Origin of the sequence: Aquimarina callyspongiae (genome assembly GCF_034322225.1) — a bacterium.
In the GTDB taxonomy this organism is placed as follows: domain Bacteria; phylum Bacteroidota; class Bacteroidia; order Flavobacteriales; family Flavobacteriaceae; genus Aquimarina.
In genome coordinates, this window is record NZ_JAXLPA010000002.1 from 867,748 (window position 1) to 888,755 (window position 21,008).

Consider the following 21,008-nt stretch of genomic DNA (forward strand, 5'->3'; position numbering starts at 1 on the left):
TTAGTATTCCAGGTATTGCCCAAAATAATCTTCGAGGCTAAAATGTTTTGGAGGAAAGAGTTCTTGGGTTTCTATCAGTTGTATAATCCTATCTGTTCTAAACTGCCTATGATCCTTTCTCAATCGGCAATAAGCAATCATTACCCATATATTATTAGTAAAGTATACTCCTAAAGGTTCAACCGATCTTCTCGTATATTCTCCTGACCCTGCAGTATATTGAATATCTAAGACTCTACAATCAGTAATAGCTTGTTGAATGATTGATAAAGAATTACTAGGTTGGATTTGATCTTTATTATAAGTAAAAATTCGTTGTTCTAGAATTTCTAACTTTTCTTTTTGTGTAGTTTTTAAGACTGCTTTTACTTTTTCTACTGCTTCCTGATATGCATTAATCAAAGAGGTATCATTATTAGTGTTTATGATTTTTGAAGCTGTTAGTAATGCATTAGCTTCAATTTCTGTAAACATAATAGGAGGCAAAGAGTATCCATCTACAAGAAAATAACCCGTTCCTGCCTCTGCTCCAATCGGTACCCCAGCTTCGGTCAAAGCCTGAATATCTCTATAAATTGTACGCAGGCTTACATCAAATTTTTTTGATAACTCGGCTGCTTGAACAACTTTTTTGGATTGTAGCTTTACTAATATTGCAGTTAATCTATGTAATCGTTTCATATCATAGATAGATTATTCATATTCTTCATCCATAGAAGAATCTTCTATTTCACTAAGATCAGTTGTATTATTAATATAAAACTCAGCTTCTTCTGTGTCCTCTTGTTCCTGAATTTCTTCAGCTAAACGCTCAACTTTTTTATCCCGAATCATTCCTCCGGTCATAATTAAACTCGTGCCAATTATTACAAATAATAAAATCCCAGGATTAAAACCTTCTATCATCGCCTCTGCAGGAATAGCAAAAAACAGCAGTACTGTGATGAGTCCTCTTGGAGCAATAAAAACCTGAGGAGCAATATCCTTACCCATAAATAAGCGCAACAGCCCATATCTAATTGCATATATAGAAATGATAATTAATACACTTACCAAGGTAACTTTTAGATCCAATAAAGACGATAACGCAATGGTTATACCAAAAATCACAAAAAAGAGAGTTCTCACAACAAAGGCTGTTTCTGCTGTAATGACATGAAGTTCGTGATAAATAGATTTTGCTTTTTCAAAATCAAGAAATTTCCTAAGTGGTCCTTGAAAAAACAATTTCATATTGGCAATGACCAATCCAAAAATCAAAACAATTATTAGGGAAGACAAATGCATCTTTTTTCCTAATCCGTATAATAATAGTAAAACTGCAATTAAAAGAAATAGTTTTACCTGGCTTTTGATTTTCTGAAAGATCAAAATAATACCATAACTGGCAATAAGAGAGATTACTATGGTAAGAACCAGATTAAGGGCGAAACCTGTTACACCATTATCTTCGGCAGGATTAAGTTTACCGGTTAGGAAATAAAACATCATAATCCCAAGAATATCAGAAAACGTACTTTCATAAATATGAAACTCTTTTTTTGCATCACTCAATCCTGCTACACTAGGGATAATAATAGCACTTGATAAAATAGACAAAGGTGTGGCATACAACCATGCTGATTGCATGGTCATTCCTTCTACCAACCCGTATAGAATTAATGCTGCGATATATGTAGATGCCACCAAACCTATTAGTGCTATTGCCAAAGATTTTAAAATCGGGATTAATTTTTCACTTTTCAATTCTAATTCTAAAGCAGCTTCCAAAACGATCATGATTAACCCAACGATCCCAAGAACTTCGAGAATAGGGAAAAAATCTATCGAATTTCCAGGAAATGCTTTCAATACATATTGAATAACAACTCCCAGAATTATCAGCATTAATACTGCAGGAACATTGGTTTTTTTGGCAATTCCATTAAATATAAATGATAAAATAATGGTTAAAGAAATTCCTATAATGACATTGTACGAAGAAAAAATTTCCATGCAGGGTAAGGGTGATTAGGTTAAAAGTTGCGAAAAGATAATAAAAAGTCCATAGAAGTTGCTGTATTATTAATACTATATATCAACTTTTATTCGCAAATTTTTGGTTAGTATTTATTTAACTAAATCTTTATTGAAAAACAGTACTTTTAAATACAACAAACGTCAAAAATCAATTTTTATGTCAAATATGGGTCTGATTATCTCCGAAAGAAGTCGAGATATTGGTGATTTTTTCCGATCAAAAGACTCTAAATGAATAAAGAAACATCAGAGAGTATAAGCTCATAAGTTTTAAGAATACAATCCCGGTAATTTTTCCCTTTTTATTTTACCTGCAGATTGCAAATCAAAGAGGTCTAATTCGTACTTTCGCGTACTTATTAATATGATATATTTAATGAATGTGGATATAATTACTATGATAATTATAGTAAGTCCCTTCTTGTTAATTAGAAAATGAATAGTGAAAAAATAATACAGAGAATTGGAGAAATATATACTCCATTATCTATAGAATGTCAGCAAGATTTCATTGCCAATTCGAAAATAAATACATTCAAAAGAGGAGAAATTGTCGTTCGTGAAGGGCAATTTTCTAAAAAAGCATATCTAATTGTTGAAGGTTGTGCCAGAGCTTATTATTTGAAAGACGGAAAAGATATTTCAGATTGGTTTACTTTCGAAAATCAATTCATGGCTGCAATCGTTAGTTTTTTTAGCGAAGAACCCAGTCCACATTATGTTGAATTCGTTGAAGATTCAGTAGTATTTGAGTTTTCAAAAGAGACTATGGATTACCTTACAGATAAGTACCATGATTTTGAACGTTTTATTAGCAAAGTAGTTACTGAAACTATGTTAGGTCTATGTGAAAGATTGTATACAATTCAGTTTAATAAAGCAGAAGAGAGATATAAACACTTATTAAGTATATATCCCGATATAACAAATAGAATACCTCTTACTCATATAGCTTCTTATCTTGGGATAACCCTTGAAACTTTAAGTAGAATAAGAAATCCTAAAAATCGAATTTGATATATATCAAATGATAACTCTTCCTTTAATAGGTCATTTGTAAAAAAAACAAATGAAAGACAATCATAAACAACTTAAATCAATTTGGGGTAAATGGTGGGAGCCACTTAGAAAATGGTTTTATCCGACTTGGCTACTATATGAAACTTTAATTCGTTTTTATGGATACACACAGTCGGTTTATAATTATTTTATAAAGCAACATCATGATATTGCATCATATATTGGAGAAATTGGATCTCAAGCTCTAAACATTTTTTGTAGTGCTGCTACTTTTGTTATCTGTGTATTCTTTTTAACGGTTCCTGCTTGTTTTATTCTATATAAATTCTTCAAAATAGAAAATTTAACAAGCACTCAATTCGAACAAAAAATAAAAGTCTTTTTCTAAAAGTTATGAAAAAAATAGTCATTATAAATGGACATCCCGATAAGGAAAGTTTTAGTTTTGGACTTTCAGAATCTTATAAGAAAGGAATTCAAAAATCGAGGGCAAAGATAGAAGAAATTACTATCAGAGAATTGAACTTTAATCCGAATCTTCAATTCGGATATCGAAAACGAACAGAGCTCGAACCTGACTTATTGAAAGCTCAGGAGAAACTAAAATGGGCTGATCATTTAGTATGGATATATCCTATTTGGTGGGGTTCTGTACCTGCAATAATGAAAGGTTTTTTGGACCGGGTCTTACTTCCTGGGTTTGCTTTTAAAAAAAGAGAAAACTCCTTATGGTGGGATACCTACTTTTCTGGTAAAACGGCAAGAATAATTTGCACATTAGATCAACCTGCCTGGTATTACAAGTGGTTTTATAGAAATCCAAGCCACAATGCTATGAAAAAACTAACCCTAAATTTTATTGGAATAAAAAAAGTACAAATCACAACAATTGGCCCGATAAGATTGTCTAAAGAAAAATTTAGAGAAAAATGGTTGAAAAAAGTCGAAAGACTAGGACAATTGAACAAATAACAGCTAACTACAATAACATTTTTGTATAATTAAAATTAATTAAAAACTAATGAGGAACAACCTATTAAAACAAATAATCTATTTACCAATATTATATTTTGGAACTATAATTTTGGCCAGTTTTTTTGCTGAAGGATATAGTAATATAGAACAACACGCAAGCGAATTGGCAATTAACAAAAATCAAACAGCAGGAGATATTTTTAATATTGGAATATTTCTTACTGGTATCTCACTTGTTTTATATGGTATTGGTTTACGACTAAATCATAAAGCACAATTCTCAATAACCTCTATATTAATTATCATATTTGGTATTACATTTTTGTTCGGTGTTATATATAAAATTGGCTCGCCCTGGCACGGACTATACGGAATCGGAATTTCTATTATAATGCTTCCATTAGCTTTTTTATATGAATTGAAAAGAGAGAATATAAACCGTTTCACCAAAAACATTTCAATTTTATCAACTATATTAATATTCTTTTATCTATGGGCTATGATAGCAGGATTAGATCCTGCAGAATATAGAGGATTAACACAGAGAATCTTTGGAGGTTTTACTTTTGGGTTTATATCTTATACCGCATATATTACTAGTAGGTTAAAAGCGATCAAATAAAAAATAAAGCTTAGCAATAATAAATAATGAAATTAAATCATGGTATTTTCTATTTTACTGAGCCTGATTCTAATAGTTCTTGGAATAATTCACTTCAACTGGGTAATTGGAGGTACATTTGGGTTTGAAGCATCCATGCCTACTAAAGAAAGTGGAGAAAGAGCCTTGAACCCCAAAAATATTGACAGTGCCATAGTTGGGACTGGATTAATGACATTCGGGTTTTTTTATCTTTTTCAATCAGGAATAATAAATTACAACCTGCCAGAATGGATTTTAAAATATGGTGGCTGGATTATTCCAGTCATCTTTATACTTCGTTCAATTGGAGAATTTAAATACGTTGGATTTTTTAAGCGAATTAAACAAACTAATTTCGGGAAATTAGACACCAAATTCTATTCGCCTTTATGCCTGGCAATCGGGGTAACCGGAATTATAATTGAGTGTATATAATAAGTGCAAAGACACAGTGTTAGTTTCTAAAAATAAAAGATAGTTGTTTTATTATTATACAGCCTAAAACATCAGGTTTTTTAGATATTTTTTTTTATAAAAAAGCTATACCAATTCTCTTCTTAGCTCATTTAAGGTAATATTACTATTGATCAATTTTGTAATTACCTCTTCACGGAAATCTTCCAGATTATCATAATCATAGTATTTTGCCCATTTATGAGTTTCTAAAAGGTTTTTGATTTGTTTAATAAGTTTACGAGTAGCATCAGAAGAACGCAAAACAGCAACTCCGTCATAATTAGGGTTATCTCTATGGGTGTATTGTACTTTTTTATTTTCAAAATCAACTGATATATAATATGCATCTACATCTCCGTCAAGATTTTCTCTAAAATCCATCCAATCAGCATATCCCAGTCGTAAATTATCAATCTCAGCAGGAAAATCAGAAGCTAGTCTCCAATTACATTTTGCAGCACGTCCCCAATGATTAGAAAGGCGATATACTCCATGTTTTGTATAATAATAACTACTCCCCGATTCACTTCTGTAATTAGGTTTTCTACGTGAAATCTCTCGTAAAGAAACACCTCTAAATACGCAATATGTTTTATTAAAAAAGTTATTTCTGGTATATACCTTTTTAACTTCGATTACTTGTTCTTCCAATGTATTGTTTTTTCCCACGGCAAAGAAATCATAAATTTTCTAGAAAATGAAAACAAGTTTTTAACAAATTGCTATGATGAAATTTTGAAAATGATTTGTTACTTGTTTGATCATATCAATATTAAATATTGTAACAAATCCTGTATTTGTTCTTCTAATACTATAAACTACTGTTATCAATGAAAAAGGAGCTTTTTACTGCTTTTAAGGTATATGTTTTCAGTTGGTTACTGATTTTTACACTGATGTTATCGAGAGCATTCAGCGATCAGATTACTATAAAGAGAGCTTTAAGCGACTTTTTAGAATCCCTTACCTACTCTTCTTTTGTTATAGCAATCCAAGTGGTATTTATCATCATCTATCTTCTTTTTTTGATCATACGATATTTTATTAGAGTATACCACATAAAAGGAAATCGTATCATGATCAAAAGAATGTCTTTGTACATTCTTCTTCCAGTAGTCGTTTTGATTTCTATTTATAAGATAATCGTATTTAAAAATAGTTATGAAGACTATGATTATCAATGGGATTATGCAATAGAAAATACTAGTGGTAAAGTAAAAAACCTTTATTCTAAAGATCAAAAACATCGGGGCATGAGTGTTTTTGGTTGGAAAAATGATAATAAGGATGCCATTGAACTATTGGTCAAAGATCATATAGAATGGGTGGCAGTTATTCCTTTTTTATACCAAAAAGATGAACAGACAGTAAATATTACAACTCCCAAAAACCCTGGACATTGGTCTAGAAGAGATTCTGTATTTATTAAAAACATTACTGAAATGAGACGTAAAGGAATTCATATTCAGTTAAAACCACATTTATGGATGAATACAGGATGGCGTTCTAATATAAACCTTAATTCAAAGAAAGATTGGGATCAGTGGTTTATATCCTATCGTAAGAATATGATGCATTATGCCCTAATGGCCGAGCAAACAGGTGTTGAATTATTATGTGTTGGAACTGAGCTAAAAACATCTCTGCAACATCAACCAGATCAATGGAAATCACTTATACAGGAAATAAAAAAGGTATACTCCGGAAAACTTACATACGCTGCTAACTGGGATGGTGAGTTTAATGATGTTTCGTTCTGGGATGAGATGGATTATATTGGGATACAAGCGTATTTTCCGATTAGTAAAAAAGCAAATCCAGACCTAAAAACCCTTAAAAAAGGCTGGGACATACATATTAAAAAATTAAAAGATTTATCTGAAACTCATCAAAAACCCATTCTATTTACCGAGGTAGGATATAAAAGTGAAGCTTCTGCAACTATAAAACCATGGGAATGGGGGTCATATTTTAGTATACTACACAAGAAGAAATCTAACAAAACACAACAATTGGCATATGAAGCTTTGTTTCAACAATTATGGGATAAAGATTGGTTTTCTGGTATGTATATCTGGCAATGGAATATAAATTCTGAAGAAGAAAATGTTTATAAAAGTCTTGGATTTTCTCCACGGTTTAAACCCGCAGAAAATATTATCGCAAAATGGTATGGCACCGTTTCTTTTTAACAACTTCTTACTTTATACGAATTCTTTTTATCCAGTGGCTTTACTTAATACTCCAATAAATGCTACTATTTTATTATCGTAGCATACGGCACTTGGTCTATCAACCATTAACCTGGTCCAGCTATAATAATCATTATAGTGTGTTATAAGTACGACAAGCTCGTTTTTCTGGTATAAGTTAAGATCATCAAACCCTACTATTTCTGTATATTTCATCTTGCTTTATAATTTTAAGTTGGTTTAACATATACGTCCAATAATTATAGTTTTCTCTGATTTTTCTCAAATAGAGATCACACTCTTTTTTTGATTTTTTTATTAAATATTTAGCCTCTTTCAGAGTATGATATATGTTCTTGAAGTAGTTTGCTTGTGCTATAGAGGTTTCTATATCAGTGATGATAAGAATATTGCCTTTAAAATCTTCTATAACAATATCGACCTCTATTTTATCCATAAACCTTTTGTCTAAAAGTGTTTTTAGTTTTTGATAAACCTGGATAGAGATCGCTGTTTTTATCTCTGATTTGATTATAAACTCTTCTATAGTTAGCATACTATTTATACATTTTTTTTGATGAATAGATTGTATCGATAAAAAAGACAAGTAGCAGTAATTATGAAGTTATGGGGGAAATAATACTACCACTACTTGTCAAACAAACAAAGATTAATTGATACTAGAGAACAGTATCTACAATCAGGGTGGGGCAATCAAAACAATCCAATCATTATATTAACTTGAGATTTTAATTTGTCTTTTGTTTAGATACTGTATAGGGTTATTAATTTGTTGTGAGATAGTTGTAATAATATTAGAGAACACGTGGTTAGCGATTTCTTTTTAAAATTTACATTCTTTTTCATAGCACTTTTTAAAAATTCAATTCAAACGTATAGGTTATTGACCATTGAATTAAATTAATGCAACCAATGAACAATATCGATAGTTAAACTGTATCAATAGCTTCTCAACCCACTGATTATGTGTGTTTATTAATTATATAAAACATTCATAGTATATTCTATACCATTCACTGCAAGAAGAAGAGCAGTCGTTGCATCTATACTAACTCTTTATAAAATCTCAGGATATATTGCTATTTTTATTTTTTAAAAAAAGACAAATAGTCTTCTATCTCTACTCTATGAAAAGAATATCTGGGAAACAATACAAATTAGGTATACAGCTTGTTTTCTGGTCTTTATTTTTTTTACTTTTTATTTTATCCGAGTATATACTAAACCATCAATTAAAAAGAAGCAATTTACAGGCTACTATTTTGGGTAGATTGATCTTTGATGCGGTTATCTTTTTTATACATTATAAATACTTAATGCCCTTATTTCTTCCGCATAGAAAGTACTGGTTATATTTTACCAGCATTGCTTTTGTAATATCTTTATCCGTTGTAGGAGAAATCGTTTCTTACCAATTTTATTTAAAAGGAGAATTTTTCGATATTTCTTTAGGAAATAGAATATTTGTTGAAGTTGTTACCACCTGCATATTAATTATATCTAGTGGTACTATGCGATTTTCTAGTGAATGGGTAGATGCCAAGGACAAAGAAGCATTATTAGAAAAAGATAATTTAAAATTAGAGGGAGAGCTCAAGTTCTTAAAAAGTCAAATCAATCCTCATTTTCTTTTTAATACTTTAAATAGTATCTATTCTCTTTCTCATAAAAAAAGCCCTAGGGCTGCTCATATGGTAGATAAATTATCAGAAATCATGCGTTATTTAATGTATGATGGTAATCAAAAAAGTGTGCCCTTGAGTAAGGAAGTCAAGTTGATACAGGATTATATTGATTTATATGGTGCTCGTTTTGTAGAACACCATCATATAGATTTTTACCACGAAAATGTTCAATCTCATCATAGAATCGCCCCAATGTTACTAATTCCGTTTGTTGAGAATGCATTTAAACATAGTAACATATTTAATAAAGAAAACGCATGGGTGAGGTTTGAGATGGTTGTAAATAATGATACTCTTTATTTTACAACAATGAATACCAAAACTGAAAACCCTTCAGAAATTATCTCAAATAATATAGGGAATCAAAACGTAATTAAACAGCTTAATTATATTTACCCCGATTGCTATGATATTAATATAGAAGATAATGATAGAGATTATCAATTAAGTTTAACAATTCAGCTATAAGATGAATCATCATAAATTTATATAGTAATGATAATAATCTACGTACATTTAACAATAAAAATCAACCTAAGGAAAAACAACCAATGAAATTAAAATGCCTAGTTGTAGATGATGAGCCATTGGCAAGTAGCCTTATAAAAGATTATATAAAAAAACTACATCCTACACTTACTGTAGCAGGAGTTTGTAATAGTGCAATCGAAGCTCAAAACTATCTTTCAAAAAATGAAATCGATGTATTATTTATGGATATAGAAATGCCAAATATTAATGGTATAGATTTTCTAAGAGCTTTCAATAATCCGCCTTATACTGTTATTACTACGGCATATTCAGAGTTTGCTGCTACGAGTTATGAACTTAATAATGTTGTAGATTACCTGATTAAACCTATTGCTTTTGAGCGATTTGTAAAAACGGCCAATCGATTGATTACTACAATTAATAAAGATAACAATGCCAGTAAAGGAACTAATTCTTATAACAATATATCGTTACCAGAAACCAAAGAGAAGAAGAACAATTATATTTTCTTAAAACAGGATGGTAAGATCATTAAGGTAGATCATTCTAATATACGATATATCGAAAGTTTTGGAGAATATGCAAAATTTTTTACTGAAGAAAGCAGAGTAGTTTCAAGACTTGCTTTAAGTAAAATATTAGCAACTTTACCTTCAACACAATTCATCAGAATTCACAGATCATATATCATTAATATAAGTTTTGTTACTCATCTAGAAGGCAATCAAGTTGTGATGGGAGACACTGCTATTCCGGTAAGTAGGGGTAAAAAAGATGAATTATTAAATTTTATTAAAACCCATGGGTATTTAGAATAAAAAAAACAATTCCTGCTTATTTAAGCTTTTAAATGTTTACCCTATCTAAATAATACTCAAACCCTACAAGTCACATTTGTAGGGTTTTTTAAATATTTGTATTTCAATTAAAATTATTTAATAACTTCTCCTGCTGTTTTCACTTTTTTACCGGCAATATTTCCCAGGCCGTCATAACTAGCATATTTATATAAACCATGAAGCGTGGGATAATTAAAAACAGTTGCAATAAGGTGATCCAGTGTTTTCTTTTCTTGTACTAATTGCATACCGTAATGAATTAATTCTGTTGCCAGGTGTCCTATGATATGAACTCCCACAATTACTTTGGTATTTTTATCAAAAATTAATTTTAGATACCCATTATCTGTATCTCCCATAATCATTCCTCTGGCTGTATCTCTAAAATAGCTATACCCTACTCCATAATCGATTTCCTCTTTTTTGGCTTCTTCTTCAGTTATTCCAACCATAGAAACTTCTGGAACTGTATAAATACCATACGGAAAAATATCAGCCAACGATTCTAAATCTGCAGTATTAAACATATGTGTTATTGCGATACGACCTTGTTCCATACTTGTACTCGCTAATGCCGGAAATCCAATAACATCACCCACTGCATAAATATTATCGATATTGGTTTGAAACTTGTCGTTTACTAAGACCGTTTCTCTTTTACCGGTTTTAAGACCAATCTCTTCACAATTAAGTCCTTTTATCTGTCCGCTTCTTCCTGCGGCAAATAAAAACATATCAACATTAAGAATTTCTCCTGATCTTAATGTTAACCTTAGTGGTTGTTCATCTTCTGGTATTTCAAATTCTGTAACCGAGTTTTTAAACAATATTTTGATTTCGTTTTTACGCATTTGTTCGACCAGAGCTTCAGAAATTTCAGAATCCAAAAAGCCCAGAATTTTATCATGATCATTAACAATAAATGTTTTAACACCCATGGCTCCAAAAATAGTCGCATATTCACAGCCAATAACTCCAGCCCCAAGTACACATATAGATTTCGGGAATCTTTTGATATTTAGTACCGTATCCGAGTCTAACACACGTTTGTTATCAAAAGGAATATGCTCAGGATGATACGGATACGATCCCGTTGCGATAAGGATATATTTACCTTCTATGGTGAGTTCTAATTCTCCTGATATTTTTATGTGATGCTTATCAATAAAACTAGCAAAACCTTCAAACACTTCTATACCGTGTTTTTTAAGGTTGTGTGCTACTGTTTTATGCATATGATTGGCGACTACATTTTTTCGGTACAGAAAATCATGAACTCCGGTTTCTCTACCTATTTCTTTATCAACGCCAAAAATCCCTTTTTGATAAATACCAGAAAGGTATAAAGCCGTTTCTTTTAATGTTTTAGAGGGCAATGTACCAGTCTGCACACCCGCTCCACCATATTTGCGATTTTTCTCTATCAATGCTACTTTATAACCGAAATACGCTGCTTTTGCAGCTGCTTTTTCACCAGCAGGTCCTGAGCCAATCACAATGAGATCAAACTTTCTTTCCATTAAATAATTATTTTGTGATCATATGTGTTATTTCATCCCAAGAGGATGTTTTTTTAGTTAAAAAATTTTGACATTTTTCTAAAAATATCTTTACTGCCCTATCTTCTGGGTATTGATTATTCAACTCTAAAAAGATTTTGGAAGCCTCAGTAATTTTTTTACTCTTCACACATTTCACTCCCTCATTATATTTTTTGAGGTATGCCAATTTGGTTTTCTCTCCAGGACATAAAAACTCATATACAGATAAGGTTTTAGTTTTTCCTTTTACTTTTACCATATCAAGAAATCGGTAATTGAATTTCTTTTTATCTTTTAATTTAGATAATGTATGTTCTGTTCCTATGATTTTTGCTTGATAATGTTTTGTAAGGCCTTCTACTCTAGAAGCCGTGTTTACTGCATCAGAAATCACTGTTGTTTCTAACCTATGATCGTGACCAATTGTCCCTAAAATAAGGTTTCCAGTATGAATACCTGTTCCTATTTGTACAGATAATTGGGTGTTTTTCTTTAGTTTATCATTAAACTCTACTAAGAAATTCTCAAATTCAAATAAAGTTTGGATTGCTGCATCCGGATCATCAGGAAACAAAGCCATAACAGAATCCCCAATAAACTTATCTATAAATCCTCCATTTTTTCTAATGATAGGAACGATACCACTTAAATATCCATTGATGAAATCAAAATTTTCTTGCGGACTCAATGATTCTGATATTTTGGTAAACCCTCTAATATCAGAAAAAATAACAGTCATTTCTCTTTCTACATGATCTCCTAGTTGCACTTGCTCAATACTATCCCTACCTAGGTTTTGTAAAAACTCCTGAGGTACAAAACGACTATTCGCTTCACTTAACCGCAATAATCTTTTATTTGCAGTTGCTAACTCTTCTGTACGTTCATCAACTTTTTGTTTAAAAAATCGTAATCGAGTGATTACTTCATCTTTTAAAAAAGAAAAATTACGGGTCAAACTTCCAATTTCATCATCAGTTCTTACAATAGGATGTTCTGTTTCAAGTGTAAAATTACTATCTACAAATCGAGTAATATGCCTTGTAAGTTCTGTTAATGGTCTTGTAATTTTTCGAGAGATCATTGAGCTAATCCATAGACTCACTATCATTAAGAAAAAAGCGATCAAAATAAAATAAATAGTGAGTTGTCTAAACTCTGCCTTTGCCCACTCTTTTGTGTGTTGTACGATATTGGCAAAATCTTCTTCACAGATAGTTATATGCTGATCCAGTTTTTGTTTTAATCCAGAATTATCTTTGATCCCAATACGTTTATCTAGTTGTACTAATTGAACGAATTTATTATGATACCCATCCAGGTAATACAATATTCTATTTTTTCGAGCTTTGGTTATCCTTCTGCTATTGGCAATTCTTTTCCGGATTGAAGAAATACGTGTAGTGAATTTAGTTACATATTCTTTCTCATTACGCATAATATAATCCTTTTCATGCCTTCTGAGAAACAGGATGTCTTCTGTTGGGATTTCACTAATTCCTTCCAGCCAATGTGCATCCTTACGCATCGACCCTTCTAGATTATAATTTTTATATCCTCTTGCTTGTATTTGTTCAATCAGTTCCAGAAAAACTGCATCAATCTCTGTAATATCAGATCTAATAAATTCTATTCCTCCTGCTAATGCGCCTTCTGTCTCAAAATCCACATGCATAAGATGTGATCTCGTACTATCTAATAATTTAAGGTATATCTCCAGATATTCATTATCTCCTGTTCTAAAGAATTGTTGATCTTTTGTAGCATAACTAAAAAAGTCCTGTTGTGCTTTGACACTTTTAAGTAACATTACATAGGATTGTTCTATGGCTATAGTACGTTGAGCGATATGTTCTCTGCGTTTAAGATAGAATATAGAAAGTATGATAATCACAAAGCTAAAGCTAATGAAAACCATAAACCAAAATAACAATCGATGACGAAACGTGCGAAACATCTGATAGTATTTAAATTGGAAACATATCTTAATCTGTACGTATTGCGTACAACTCACCTCGCAAAAAGAGTAAAGTTCTGTATGATTGGAGCCACCCGATTAATTATCTGGATGTTATAGTATTTTTACTACAATATACTCAAGATTATGGTTTTTTTTCTAATAAAACGCTACTAATTACAAAAACTTTATGTTAACAATTAGGTTATAAGTCACTGAATTGATATCTTTTAGCTATGGTATTTAGTTGGATTCTTTTGGCGCATTGGGTGGGAGATTTTGTTTTTCAAACCTCTAGGATGGCTACTGAAAAAAGTAAGCAATTAAAATGGTTATCTATTCATGTGATAACCTATACTGCAGTGTTATTAATATTTGCCCTTTTTGTGTTTTCTTTTAAACTGGCAATCACATATGTATTAATCAACGGGGTTTTACATGGGATTACCGATTTTTTCACAAGCAAATTATCTGCGAAATATCAGGAAACCCCACGTATTTTCTTTCCTATATTAGGGATGGATCAGCTAATCCATACAGTAACTCTATATATTACGTATCTGAATATTAAATCTTTACTGTTTTTTTTAGATTACTAAGCAGTAAAAATAGTCTCTGAGTTGCTATTTCATAAATTGACTTTTAAAATATTTCCTGAATTCGGGTTTCAGATCGGTCATATATTTCTTCATTTGATCTGCAGTCAATATTTTTTCCAATTCTTCTTCTTTTGAATGTTGCATTTTTTTCATACTCCCCATTTTACTAAACATACCTTCATCGGATTCCATAACAGCAACAGCTTTCTCAGAATATTTAAGGTTTATAGGAGTAATTTCAGTTACCTGGTTTTCATCTAACTTTAGCACTTCTTCCATCTTTTCTGTTTGATATTTAGACATTTCTGCCGCATCTGCTTTGGATTGGCCACTCACAAATGATGTAACTGCCATAATCATCACGGTTATTATTACATTTAAATTCATAATTTTTAGATTTTAATTAAACTTTACTTTTCTAAACCAAATATCTTTAAGGCTCAGATTGACATTGATCATATTAAAATTTTCTTCTATTAAAATTCCCTGTACAGCTCCCTTATTTCCTTTTGAAAAAGATATATTGAGCATTGATGTACCTCTAAGACTTATCGGGATTCCTACTCCGGCGCTAAAACTATAGTTGTCAATAGTTTCATTATTTACTTTTAAATACCCTGAATCATAATTAAATCCTGCTCTAAACTCCATGTTTTGCCAATACTTGAGTCCACGTTCTCTTGCTCTATATTGAGCTCCCAAACTGAATATAGATTGATCTGTAAACTCTCCTATATTATCTCTTTGATCGGTAGATCCCCAAAGGTTTCTTTTATAATCCATATTAAGTGTTAGTCCATTTATTGGTTTAACACTCATCCCAAATCCGATTTCCAGAGGTAGTTTAAAATCATCTATATTTAAACCTTCTTCATCTTCTTCTTCGGTAAGTACAAAATCCAGTGTTTTGGTTACATATCGATCTTGCGAACCGTTTAATCGAGTAGGTAAATCTGTAGTAAATCCAAACGTGTATTTATCGTTTAGTTGATATTGAAACCCTGCTCCCAATCTAAAACCATTATAGTAGCTTTTTTCATTGATGTTTAAAAAGGTATCTCCGATCAATACCTGTTCATTTTCGTCAATATTACCAAACAAGAATGAGGTTCTTAGTCCTACACTTAATTTATCATTGAGTGTATAACCATAATTAAGTTTTAGGTCATTCAATCCTCCTGATCCTGTAATATTACTAATAAACTCATCTTGTGAGCCTTCAATATTGCTTCGTATTCCGATCAATGCATATCCTACATCAGTAAATGGCACCAGAGATATTCCCATACCAGATTTATCATTAATACTAAAGGCAAAAGCAAGATTTGAAAAATTAGCAGCAATTCTTGATTCATCCTTGTCATTATTATTGGATACGCCATTAAGTTCTCCCAGAAAACCTATGTCCAGCAGGAAGCTTTCTTTGGGAACTGAAGTAAATGAGGCAGGATTCAGGTTATTGATAGAATTTTTACTTTCCAGAGCAATCCCTCCTTTACCAAGTGCACTAGTACTACCGATGGTAGCATTGGATTGCACTCCTAATCCAAATAAAGAATAAGGAGATCCAGTGAGATTATTTGTTTGTGTGTATGCATTTGCTACCACTAGCAAAAACATGGTTGTTATAGATACTAATAATTTATTCATCATAAATAGCGTAAGTGATTACCAGTTTTACTTCAAAATCGGTGCTTCCTTCTCCTTCCAGAACAGTTCTGTCTACTGTGTTATTGAAGTTTATCGGCAATAGTATAAGCGCATCATCAATTTCTGGAGATTCTGTTAATTCATTCTCGATGTATGGACCTACCGGAACTTCATATACAATCTCATTAAATTCTTTATCATCTTCATTAACTCTGGCAAAAACAGCTCCTTCTCCATTAAACAATTGATTATTAAGTAAGTTGTTTTGATCTACTCTATACACAGCGAGAGAATCTCGTATCGGTAGTATTTCAGAAAATTCCTGCGGTGGTGGTTTTATCAATAAAGTAGCATCCAGCACAGTTCCTGTTCCAGGGATTTCAAAAATCTTTTTTATTGTTGGAAATTGAATTCTGGTAACCATCCCAACTCCTGATTGAATATAGCTTCTATTGTTTGCATCTTCTGAGGCCAGGTTGATTTCCTGATCCGTAAGTGTATCAAAAAAAGTTCCCTCGGTATTACTTTCGATCTTATTAAAAAATGGTGGAATGTTCTGATTGGTGATAATACTTAAATCAAAGGTTCGTTCATCATCTTCAAATTCTCCTGGAACACGATAAAAAAAACGCAAATATGTATTTGTAATATCTGTAGAGAAACCAATAACAGATGAATCATCATTATCTCCAGGAATCAGGGCAAAGCCTTTAAATTCATTTCTTAGTTCGTCATTATCATTAATATCATTTTCTTTGATTTTATCAAAGACAAGTTCTCCTACCGCTATTGGTATTGATATATGTAAAGAATCTTCGTCAATGGGTTCTGGGAAGTAACTACGACTTGCAATCGGGTTTTCTTCATAAGGAACACTACTGGTATTATAAAATACATCATCATCAGGTCGTAATTCATCTGTTAAAAGATGAACATTTATAGTAGAGACTTGTGTAGTATCATTATAAAAGTATTGATCATAATTAAGGATCAGTGCAATGCTATCTAATTCTGCATCATCGGGTATCGAATAAATAGAAGTCGTTAACTCCATATAACTCTCTGCCCTTGTTTTTCCGAAGATAGCATCAGTATATTGTCCTAATAATATTCTATTAGAAGAAGAGGTATTGATACTATCAAATTTATAGGTAGAAAGCTCTACTTTAAACGTATCAATAGATACAACTCTTACATTAGAATCTGTAAAATCCTGCCCCACTTCTAATGTTGGGATTTCTTCTTCTTGAGAACAAGAGATTAGCATAATACTAATGCTTAAAATGGCTAAAGCATATTTCATATAATCAAAGTTTCAGACAAAAGAAATGGACAAGCCCACCATCTGAAACTATATTATACTTACATCGATAAAGTATAGACCAATCAGTTATTTAGCAGGATTAAAAAGTTATTCGGTATTCATAGATACAATGAACGGTTTGGTCTATAGAGATAGACGTCCAGTATATTTTATTTCCAACCACTATCATTCACAAATACATTTACCAAAAATTCAGAATGCGATCTTATATAATTACAATGTTTCTTACAGTAGGAATAACACATATAGTATGGAGTCAAGCTCCCGATAGAGAACCTTTTGGTATAGAATATACTATGGTTCCTGATATTGGAGATGTAAGTATGCAACAGTACAATGCGCAGGCAGCTATAGGAAAAAGACTAGGTAAAGGAATGATAGGGTTTGGAGTTAATTACACTCATAGCAATTTTACATTTAATAATGCAACAACAAATTTTGATACTTCCTCTTATGAAACTTTTCATACCATTAGAGGTAATTTGTTTTATAGACGTGCTTTGGGTAATTCCTGGAGTGGAAATCTGGTAGTATCACCAGTACTATCATCTAATTTTGAATCAGGAATCAGTAGTGAAGATTTCTTTATAAACGCTATTGCCAGCGTATCCAAACGATGGAGAAAGGATGAATCATTAGCTACTTTAACTATGGGACTTGGGTATGGAACCATGTTGGGAAAACCACGATTTATTCCGGTGATTTCTTATCGCAAGAAAATTAATGATCAATGGAGTTATGGATTAGGAGCACCAAAAACCAATGTACAATATCAATTAAATCCCAAAAACGAATTTGTTGCATTTGCAGGTTTTAATGGATTATTTGCCAACAACTCCTCCTCGGTAACTTTCTCTAATACAGAATCTTTGACCGACACCAAAATACAATACAATAGCTTGAATTTAGGGCTCGAGCACCATTTTAAAATACAACCTAACTGGACCACCTTAATTCGTTTGGGATATTCACCTTGGAATCAGCTAAGAATACTTGATAACGATTTTAATGAAGTATATGAATTTGAAACCAATGGTTCATTATTTATAAGTATGGGATTACGATTTAATTTAAAAACCAAAAGCAATGAAAATAAAAAGTAAGCAAATTTGGCAGTATCGTACTGTCTCCAAAATCATCATAGGTACATGTATAGGTATTCTATCTACTAGTTGTTCTGATGACGATGATGATGATAAATTAGGTAATTGGGTAGATAGCTCAGTCTTTGATGGGACTCCCAGAAGTAGTGCTACTGCATTTACTATAGGAAACCTGGGATATATGGGTACTGGTTTTGACGGAGATGATTATCTCAAAGATTTTTGGGTGTATGATTTAGAAGGAAATTTTTGGCGTCAATTAGCAGACTATTCAGGTAGTGCTCGTAGCTCTACTTCATCATTTACTGTAAATGGTAAGGGATATATAGGATTAGGGTTTGACGGTGATAATGAATTGGGTGATTTTTATACTTATGATCCTGCAAGTAATACCTGGAGTACTATTGCTGATTTTGGAGGAACACCCAGACGTGGAGCTATAGGATTTAATGGATCATCAACCGGGTATGTAGGTACAGGGTTTGATGGCGATAATGATAAAAAAGATTTTTGGAAATATAATCCTGATACGGATAGCTGGACAGAAATAGTCGGTTTTGGTGGTAATAAAAGAAGAGACGCTACCACCTTTACTATCGATGATAAAGTATATATGGGTACCGGTATTTCTAATGGTATTAACCAGGATGATTTTTGGGTATTTGATACAAACACAGAGATATGGTCAGCATTAACAGATCTTGATACGGATGACTATGATTTAACACGTAGTAATGCAGTTGCTTTTAGTATTAATGGCAGAGGATATCTGGCATGTGGCGATACAGGAGTAGGTATTACCACATCAGTGTGGGAATATAATACTGCTACGGATGAATGGGATGAAAAAACATCTTTTGAAGGTGTGACCAGGCGTGATGCTATTTCCTTTAGTAATGGATCCAGAGCATTTGTAGCTCTAGGAAGAAGTGGTACTTTATATCTAGATGATAATTGGGAGTTTTTCCCATTACAAGAAGAAGATGAAGATGATTAAGTGATTGATTGATTGTGTTACCATCAGCTAGTTCCTTTAACCTGTATGAATTAAAATTTATGAAACCGATTTTGCAATATTTATTAGTTTCTGTAGTCATTGCCGTAGGTGTAATGCTCACCACCTATTTAATGCAAAAAGATATAGCATCTGATCGAGAAGTATATATCTATGAAGTACAGGTTAAGGAACTTTCTGATGATCCCGGATGGTATTATGAGATATATAAAGGAAATAGACTGATTATTAAACAAGAACATATACCAGGAGTTGCAGGCATTCAACATTTCTCTTCAGAGGAAGATGCTCAAAAAGTAGCTGCTTTGGTAGTAAATAAACTAGAACGAATGATAATACCTTCTATTACAAAAATCGATTTAGAAAATTGTAACGTTGATTTCAAAAATTAGTTATATTAGGATAAATGCTATCGGTTTGAAAAAGACATTTCAAATAAAAGAAATATGGATTCATGTAATCTCATGGGTATGCTTGTTGTCTCTTCCTATTGGAATTATCTTAACGCAGGTAGAAACTATTCATATAGGTAAGATATTACAAATCTTTGTAAATCCCATTGTGTTTTATGCAAACTATTCACTTCTTGCTCCCAAGCTATTACTTAAGAAAAAGATAGTTACGTATATCGTATCCTCCATTGCGTTTTTAGTGATCTTAAATACTATTATTCATAACATTGAATTTTTTAATCCTGTAGAAGAAATCGAAAACTTTAAACCATTTCGCAATGGTCTTCCGCAAGGTAGAGGTGCACGATATGTATTTAGAAGTGTTTTTTCTTTTGCATTTTTCTTATTAGGTGGTATTTTTTGTCTCATTGTAGATTTTTATAAAAGAGATAAGGTTTCTAAAGAAACCGAAGCACAACGCACAGAAACAGAGTTACAGTTTTTAAAAGCACAACTCAATCCACACTTTTTGTTTAATTCTTTAAACAGTGTTTATTCTTTGGTACGAAATAAATCTAATGATGCACCAGAGGCCGTTTTAACCCTATCAGAGTTAATGCGATATATGTTATATGAAGCAAATCAGGAAATTGTACCCTTGATCAAAGAAATTGATTATATAAAAAACTATGTCTCGCTACAGCGATTGCGACTTTCTAATAGTGAAGATGTAACGATATGTATAAAAGGGGATTATGAAAAAAAGAATATCTATCCCCTACTTTTGATTTCCTTTATCGAAAATGCCTTTAAATATGGTACCGATTTTAAAGGAGTAACAGATATAGATATCAGGATAGAAGTCGAAAAGAATACCCTTCATTTTATGGTCAGCAATATTATTGGGGTGTATCGCAAAAACAAAAATAGTTCTGGAGTTGGGTTAAGCAATATAAAGAACAGATTAGAGCTTTTATATCAGGACATGTATACCCTTGATATTAGAGAAGAAAACGGAAGATATGTAGTAAACCTTACTTTAATTTTAGAAGGTACTTTAGTGTCTGAAGTATGAATATGAAAAT

Annotated in this window: 23 protein-coding genes; 13 read left to right on the forward strand and 10 right to left on the reverse strand. The window is 31.8% G+C overall.

All coding sequences use genetic code 11. The features are described from left to right. Positions 1–681: a helix-turn-helix transcriptional regulator gene (locus U0D62_RS10920; RefSeq protein ID WP_322287318.1), complete on the reverse strand. Its 681-nt coding sequence runs from the start codon at positions 679–681 to the stop codon at positions 1–3. Between the two features lie 12 nt (positions 682–693). Next, positions 694–1,995: a cation:proton antiporter domain-containing protein gene (locus tag U0D62_RS10925; RefSeq protein ID WP_322287319.1), complete on the reverse strand. Its 1,302-nt coding sequence runs from the start codon at positions 1,993–1,995 to the stop codon at positions 694–696. A gap of 459 nt (positions 1,996–2,454) precedes the next feature. Here U0D62_RS10925 and U0D62_RS10930 point away from each other — a divergent pair, with 459 nt between their 5' ends. The 5 genes from U0D62_RS10930 to U0D62_RS10950 are packed head-to-tail and all read left to right on the forward strand — an operon-like array spanning position 2,455 to position 5,092. Then, positions 2,455–3,036, forward strand: a complete 582-nt coding sequence (locus U0D62_RS10930; RefSeq protein WP_322287320.1) for a Crp/Fnr family transcriptional regulator — start codon at positions 2,455–2,457, stop codon at positions 3,034–3,036. A 52-nt stretch (positions 3,037–3,088) separates the two neighbouring features. Continuing rightward, complete coding sequence (locus U0D62_RS10935) at positions 3,089–3,427, forward strand: hypothetical protein (protein WP_322287321.1); 339 nt, start codon at positions 3,089–3,091, stop codon at positions 3,425–3,427. Positions 3,428–3,432: 5 nt separating this feature from the next. Next, complete coding sequence (locus U0D62_RS10940) at positions 3,433–4,011, forward strand: NAD(P)H-dependent oxidoreductase (protein ID WP_322287322.1); 579 nt, start codon at positions 3,433–3,435, stop codon at positions 4,009–4,011. Positions 4,012–4,060: 49 nt separating this feature from the next. Continuing rightward, complete coding sequence (locus U0D62_RS10945) at positions 4,061–4,636, forward strand: DUF998 domain-containing protein (RefSeq protein ID WP_322287323.1); 576 nt, start codon at positions 4,061–4,063, stop codon at positions 4,634–4,636. 39 nt (positions 4,637–4,675) lie between these two features. Further along, the gene (locus U0D62_RS10950; RefSeq protein WP_322287324.1) at positions 4,676–5,092 is read left to right on the forward strand and encodes a DUF3995 domain-containing protein; all 417 of its coding nucleotides are present in this window, start codon (positions 4,676–4,678) and stop codon (positions 5,090–5,092) included. A 105-nt stretch (positions 5,093–5,197) separates the two neighbouring features. Here the strand turns inward: U0D62_RS10950 and U0D62_RS10955 are convergent, their stop codons facing one another. Next, positions 5,198–5,764 carry a hypothetical protein gene (locus tag U0D62_RS10955; protein ID WP_322287325.1) on the reverse strand — a complete coding sequence of 189 codons (567 nt, stop codon included), beginning with the start codon at positions 5,762–5,764 and terminating at the stop codon, positions 5,198–5,200. Between the two features lie 179 nt (positions 5,765–5,943). Here U0D62_RS10955 and U0D62_RS10960 point away from each other — a divergent pair, with 179 nt between their 5' ends. Next, entirely contained in the window at positions 5,944–7,305 is a 1,362-nt protein-coding gene (locus U0D62_RS10960; protein ID WP_322287326.1) for a glycoside hydrolase family 113, read from the forward strand. 27 nt (positions 7,306–7,332) lie between these two features. Here U0D62_RS10960 and U0D62_RS10965 read toward each other — a convergent pair whose 3' ends face one another. After that, the gene (locus U0D62_RS10965; protein WP_322287327.1) at positions 7,333–7,521 is read right to left on the reverse strand and encodes a hypothetical protein; all 189 of its coding nucleotides are present in this window, start codon (positions 7,519–7,521) and stop codon (positions 7,333–7,335) included. After that, positions 7,493–7,861 (reverse strand): hypothetical protein, encoded by a 369-nt coding sequence (locus tag U0D62_RS10970; RefSeq protein ID WP_322287328.1) that lies wholly within the window; start codon positions 7,859–7,861, stop codon positions 7,493–7,495. The genes U0D62_RS10965 and U0D62_RS10970 overlap by 29 nt, the downstream gene beginning before the upstream one ends. Positions 7,862–8,453: 592 nt before the next feature. On the opposite strand from U0D62_RS10970, the gene U0D62_RS10975 reads away from it, so the two are divergent. Continuing rightward, positions 8,454–9,479 carry a sensor histidine kinase gene (locus U0D62_RS10975; protein ID WP_322287329.1) on the forward strand — a complete coding sequence of 342 codons (1,026 nt, stop codon included), beginning with the start codon at positions 8,454–8,456 and terminating at the stop codon, positions 9,477–9,479. Positions 9,480–9,562: 83 nt separating this feature from the next. Beyond that, positions 9,563–10,321, forward strand: a complete 759-nt coding sequence (locus tag U0D62_RS10980) for a LytR/AlgR family response regulator transcription factor (protein ID WP_322287330.1) — start codon at positions 9,563–9,565, stop codon at positions 10,319–10,321. A 113-nt stretch (positions 10,322–10,434) separates the two neighbouring features. On the opposite strand, the gene sthA is transcribed toward U0D62_RS10980, so the two are convergent. Together sthA and U0D62_RS10990 are read right to left on the reverse strand one after the other, a co-directional pair. After that, the gene (sthA, locus tag U0D62_RS10985; RefSeq protein WP_322287331.1) at positions 10,435–11,862 is read right to left on the reverse strand and encodes a Si-specific NAD(P)(+) transhydrogenase; all 1,428 of its coding nucleotides are present in this window, start codon (positions 11,860–11,862) and stop codon (positions 10,435–10,437) included. A gap of 7 nt (positions 11,863–11,869) precedes the next feature. After that, positions 11,870–13,840, reverse strand: a complete 1,971-nt coding sequence (locus U0D62_RS10990) for an adenylate/guanylate cyclase domain-containing protein (RefSeq protein WP_322287332.1) — start codon at positions 13,838–13,840, stop codon at positions 11,870–11,872. Between the two features lie 236 nt (positions 13,841–14,076). Between U0D62_RS10990 and U0D62_RS10995 the strand changes: the two genes are divergently transcribed. Further along, on the forward strand, positions 14,077–14,439 hold the full coding sequence (locus U0D62_RS10995; RefSeq protein WP_322287333.1) for a DUF3307 domain-containing protein: 363 nt from the start codon (positions 14,077–14,079) through the stop codon (positions 14,437–14,439). Between the two features lie 24 nt (positions 14,440–14,463). On the opposite strand, the gene U0D62_RS11000 is transcribed toward U0D62_RS10995, so the two are convergent. From U0D62_RS11000 to U0D62_RS11010, 3 genes are read right to left on the reverse strand one after another with little or no spacing between them, the layout of a single operon-like run. After that, complete coding sequence (locus U0D62_RS11000) at positions 14,464–14,826, reverse strand: hypothetical protein (protein ID WP_322287334.1); 363 nt, start codon at positions 14,824–14,826, stop codon at positions 14,464–14,466. Between the two features lie 12 nt (positions 14,827–14,838). Beyond that, positions 14,839–16,089 carry an OmpP1/FadL family transporter gene (locus tag U0D62_RS11005; protein WP_322287335.1) on the reverse strand — a complete coding sequence of 417 codons (1,251 nt, stop codon included), beginning with the start codon at positions 16,087–16,089 and terminating at the stop codon, positions 14,839–14,841. Continuing rightward, a complete protein-coding gene (locus tag U0D62_RS11010; RefSeq protein WP_322287336.1) occupies positions 16,082–17,392 on the reverse strand; it encodes a DUF4270 family protein in 1,311 nt (436 codons plus the stop codon). The genes U0D62_RS11005 and U0D62_RS11010 overlap by 8 nt, the downstream gene beginning before the upstream one ends. Before the next feature lie 218 nt (positions 17,393–17,610). Between U0D62_RS11010 and U0D62_RS11015 the strand changes: the two genes are divergently transcribed. The 4 genes from U0D62_RS11015 to U0D62_RS11030 are packed head-to-tail and all read left to right on the forward strand — an operon-like array spanning position 17,611 to position 20,998. Then, positions 17,611–18,516, forward strand: coding sequence for a DUF6268 family outer membrane beta-barrel protein (locus U0D62_RS11015; protein ID WP_322287337.1), 906 nt, complete (start codon positions 17,611–17,613; stop codon positions 18,514–18,516). Beyond that, positions 18,500–19,513 carry a Kelch repeat-containing protein gene (locus tag U0D62_RS11020; RefSeq protein WP_322287338.1) on the forward strand — a complete coding sequence of 338 codons (1,014 nt, stop codon included), beginning with the start codon at positions 18,500–18,502 and terminating at the stop codon, positions 19,511–19,513. Before U0D62_RS11015 ends, U0D62_RS11020 begins: the two co-directional genes overlap by 17 nt. Before the next feature lie 59 nt (positions 19,514–19,572). Beyond that, a complete protein-coding gene (locus U0D62_RS11025; protein ID WP_322287339.1) occupies positions 19,573–19,923 on the forward strand; it encodes a DUF4907 domain-containing protein in 351 nt (116 codons plus the stop codon). 25 nt (positions 19,924–19,948) lie between these two features. Further along, on the forward strand, positions 19,949–20,998 hold the full coding sequence (locus U0D62_RS11030) for a sensor histidine kinase (protein ID WP_322287340.1): 1,050 nt from the start codon (positions 19,949–19,951) through the stop codon (positions 20,996–20,998). The last annotated feature ends 10 nt before the right edge of the window (positions 20,999–21,008 follow it).

Excerpts from the sequence above, each read along its gene's own strand:
- U0D62_RS11010 (WP_322287336.1), bottom strand. The coding sequence starts at position 17,392 with ATGAAATATGCTTTAGCCATTTTAAGCATTAGTATTATGCTAATCTCT.
- U0D62_RS10930 (WP_322287320.1), top strand. The coding sequence starts at position 2,455 with ATGAATAGTGAAAAAATAATACAGAGAATTGGAGAAATATATACTCCA.
- U0D62_RS10990 (WP_322287332.1), bottom strand. The coding sequence starts at position 13,840 with ATGTTTCGCACGTTTCGTCATCGATTGTTATTTTGGTTTATGGTTTTC.
- U0D62_RS10970 (WP_322287328.1), bottom strand. The coding sequence starts at position 7,861 with ATGCTAACTATAGAAGAGTTTATAATCAAATCAGAGATAAAAACAGCG.
- U0D62_RS10925 (WP_322287319.1), bottom strand. The coding sequence starts at position 1,995 with ATGGAAATTTTTTCTTCGTACAATGTCATTATAGGAATTTCTTTAACC.
- U0D62_RS10980 (WP_322287330.1), top strand. The coding sequence starts at position 9,563 with ATGAAATTAAAATGCCTAGTTGTAGATGATGAGCCATTGGCAAGTAGC.
- U0D62_RS10920 (WP_322287318.1), bottom strand. The coding sequence starts at position 681 with ATGAAACGATTACATAGATTAACTGCAATATTAGTAAAGCTACAATCC.
- U0D62_RS11020 (WP_322287338.1), top strand. The coding sequence starts at position 18,500 with ATGAAAATAAAAAGTAAGCAAATTTGGCAGTATCGTACTGTCTCCAAA.
- U0D62_RS10935 (WP_322287321.1), top strand. The coding sequence starts at position 3,089 with ATGAAAGACAATCATAAACAACTTAAATCAATTTGGGGTAAATGGTGG.
- U0D62_RS10995 (WP_322287333.1), top strand. The coding sequence starts at position 14,077 with ATGGTATTTAGTTGGATTCTTTTGGCGCATTGGGTGGGAGATTTTGTT.
- U0D62_RS10940 (WP_322287322.1), top strand. The coding sequence starts at position 3,433 with ATGAAAAAAATAGTCATTATAAATGGACATCCCGATAAGGAAAGTTTT.
- U0D62_RS10950 (WP_322287324.1), top strand. The coding sequence starts at position 4,676 with ATGGTATTTTCTATTTTACTGAGCCTGATTCTAATAGTTCTTGGAATA.
- U0D62_RS10965 (WP_322287327.1), bottom strand. The coding sequence starts at position 7,521 with ATGAAATATACAGAAATAGTAGGGTTTGATGATCTTAACTTATACCAG.
- U0D62_RS10945 (WP_322287323.1), top strand. The coding sequence starts at position 4,061 with ATGAGGAACAACCTATTAAAACAAATAATCTATTTACCAATATTATAT.
- U0D62_RS11000 (WP_322287334.1), bottom strand. The coding sequence starts at position 14,826 with ATGAATTTAAATGTAATAATAACCGTGATGATTATGGCAGTTACATCA.
- U0D62_RS11005 (WP_322287335.1), bottom strand. The coding sequence starts at position 16,089 with ATGAATAAATTATTAGTATCTATAACAACCATGTTTTTGCTAGTGGTA.
- U0D62_RS10975 (WP_322287329.1), top strand. The coding sequence starts at position 8,454 with ATGAAAAGAATATCTGGGAAACAATACAAATTAGGTATACAGCTTGTT.
- U0D62_RS10960 (WP_322287326.1), top strand. The coding sequence starts at position 5,944 with ATGAAAAAGGAGCTTTTTACTGCTTTTAAGGTATATGTTTTCAGTTGG.
- U0D62_RS11015 (WP_322287337.1), top strand. The coding sequence starts at position 17,611 with ATGCGATCTTATATAATTACAATGTTTCTTACAGTAGGAATAACACAT.
- U0D62_RS11025 (WP_322287339.1), top strand. The coding sequence starts at position 19,573 with ATGAAACCGATTTTGCAATATTTATTAGTTTCTGTAGTCATTGCCGTA.
- sthA (WP_322287331.1), bottom strand. The coding sequence starts at position 11,862 with ATGGAAAGAAAGTTTGATCTCATTGTGATTGGCTCAGGACCTGCTGGT.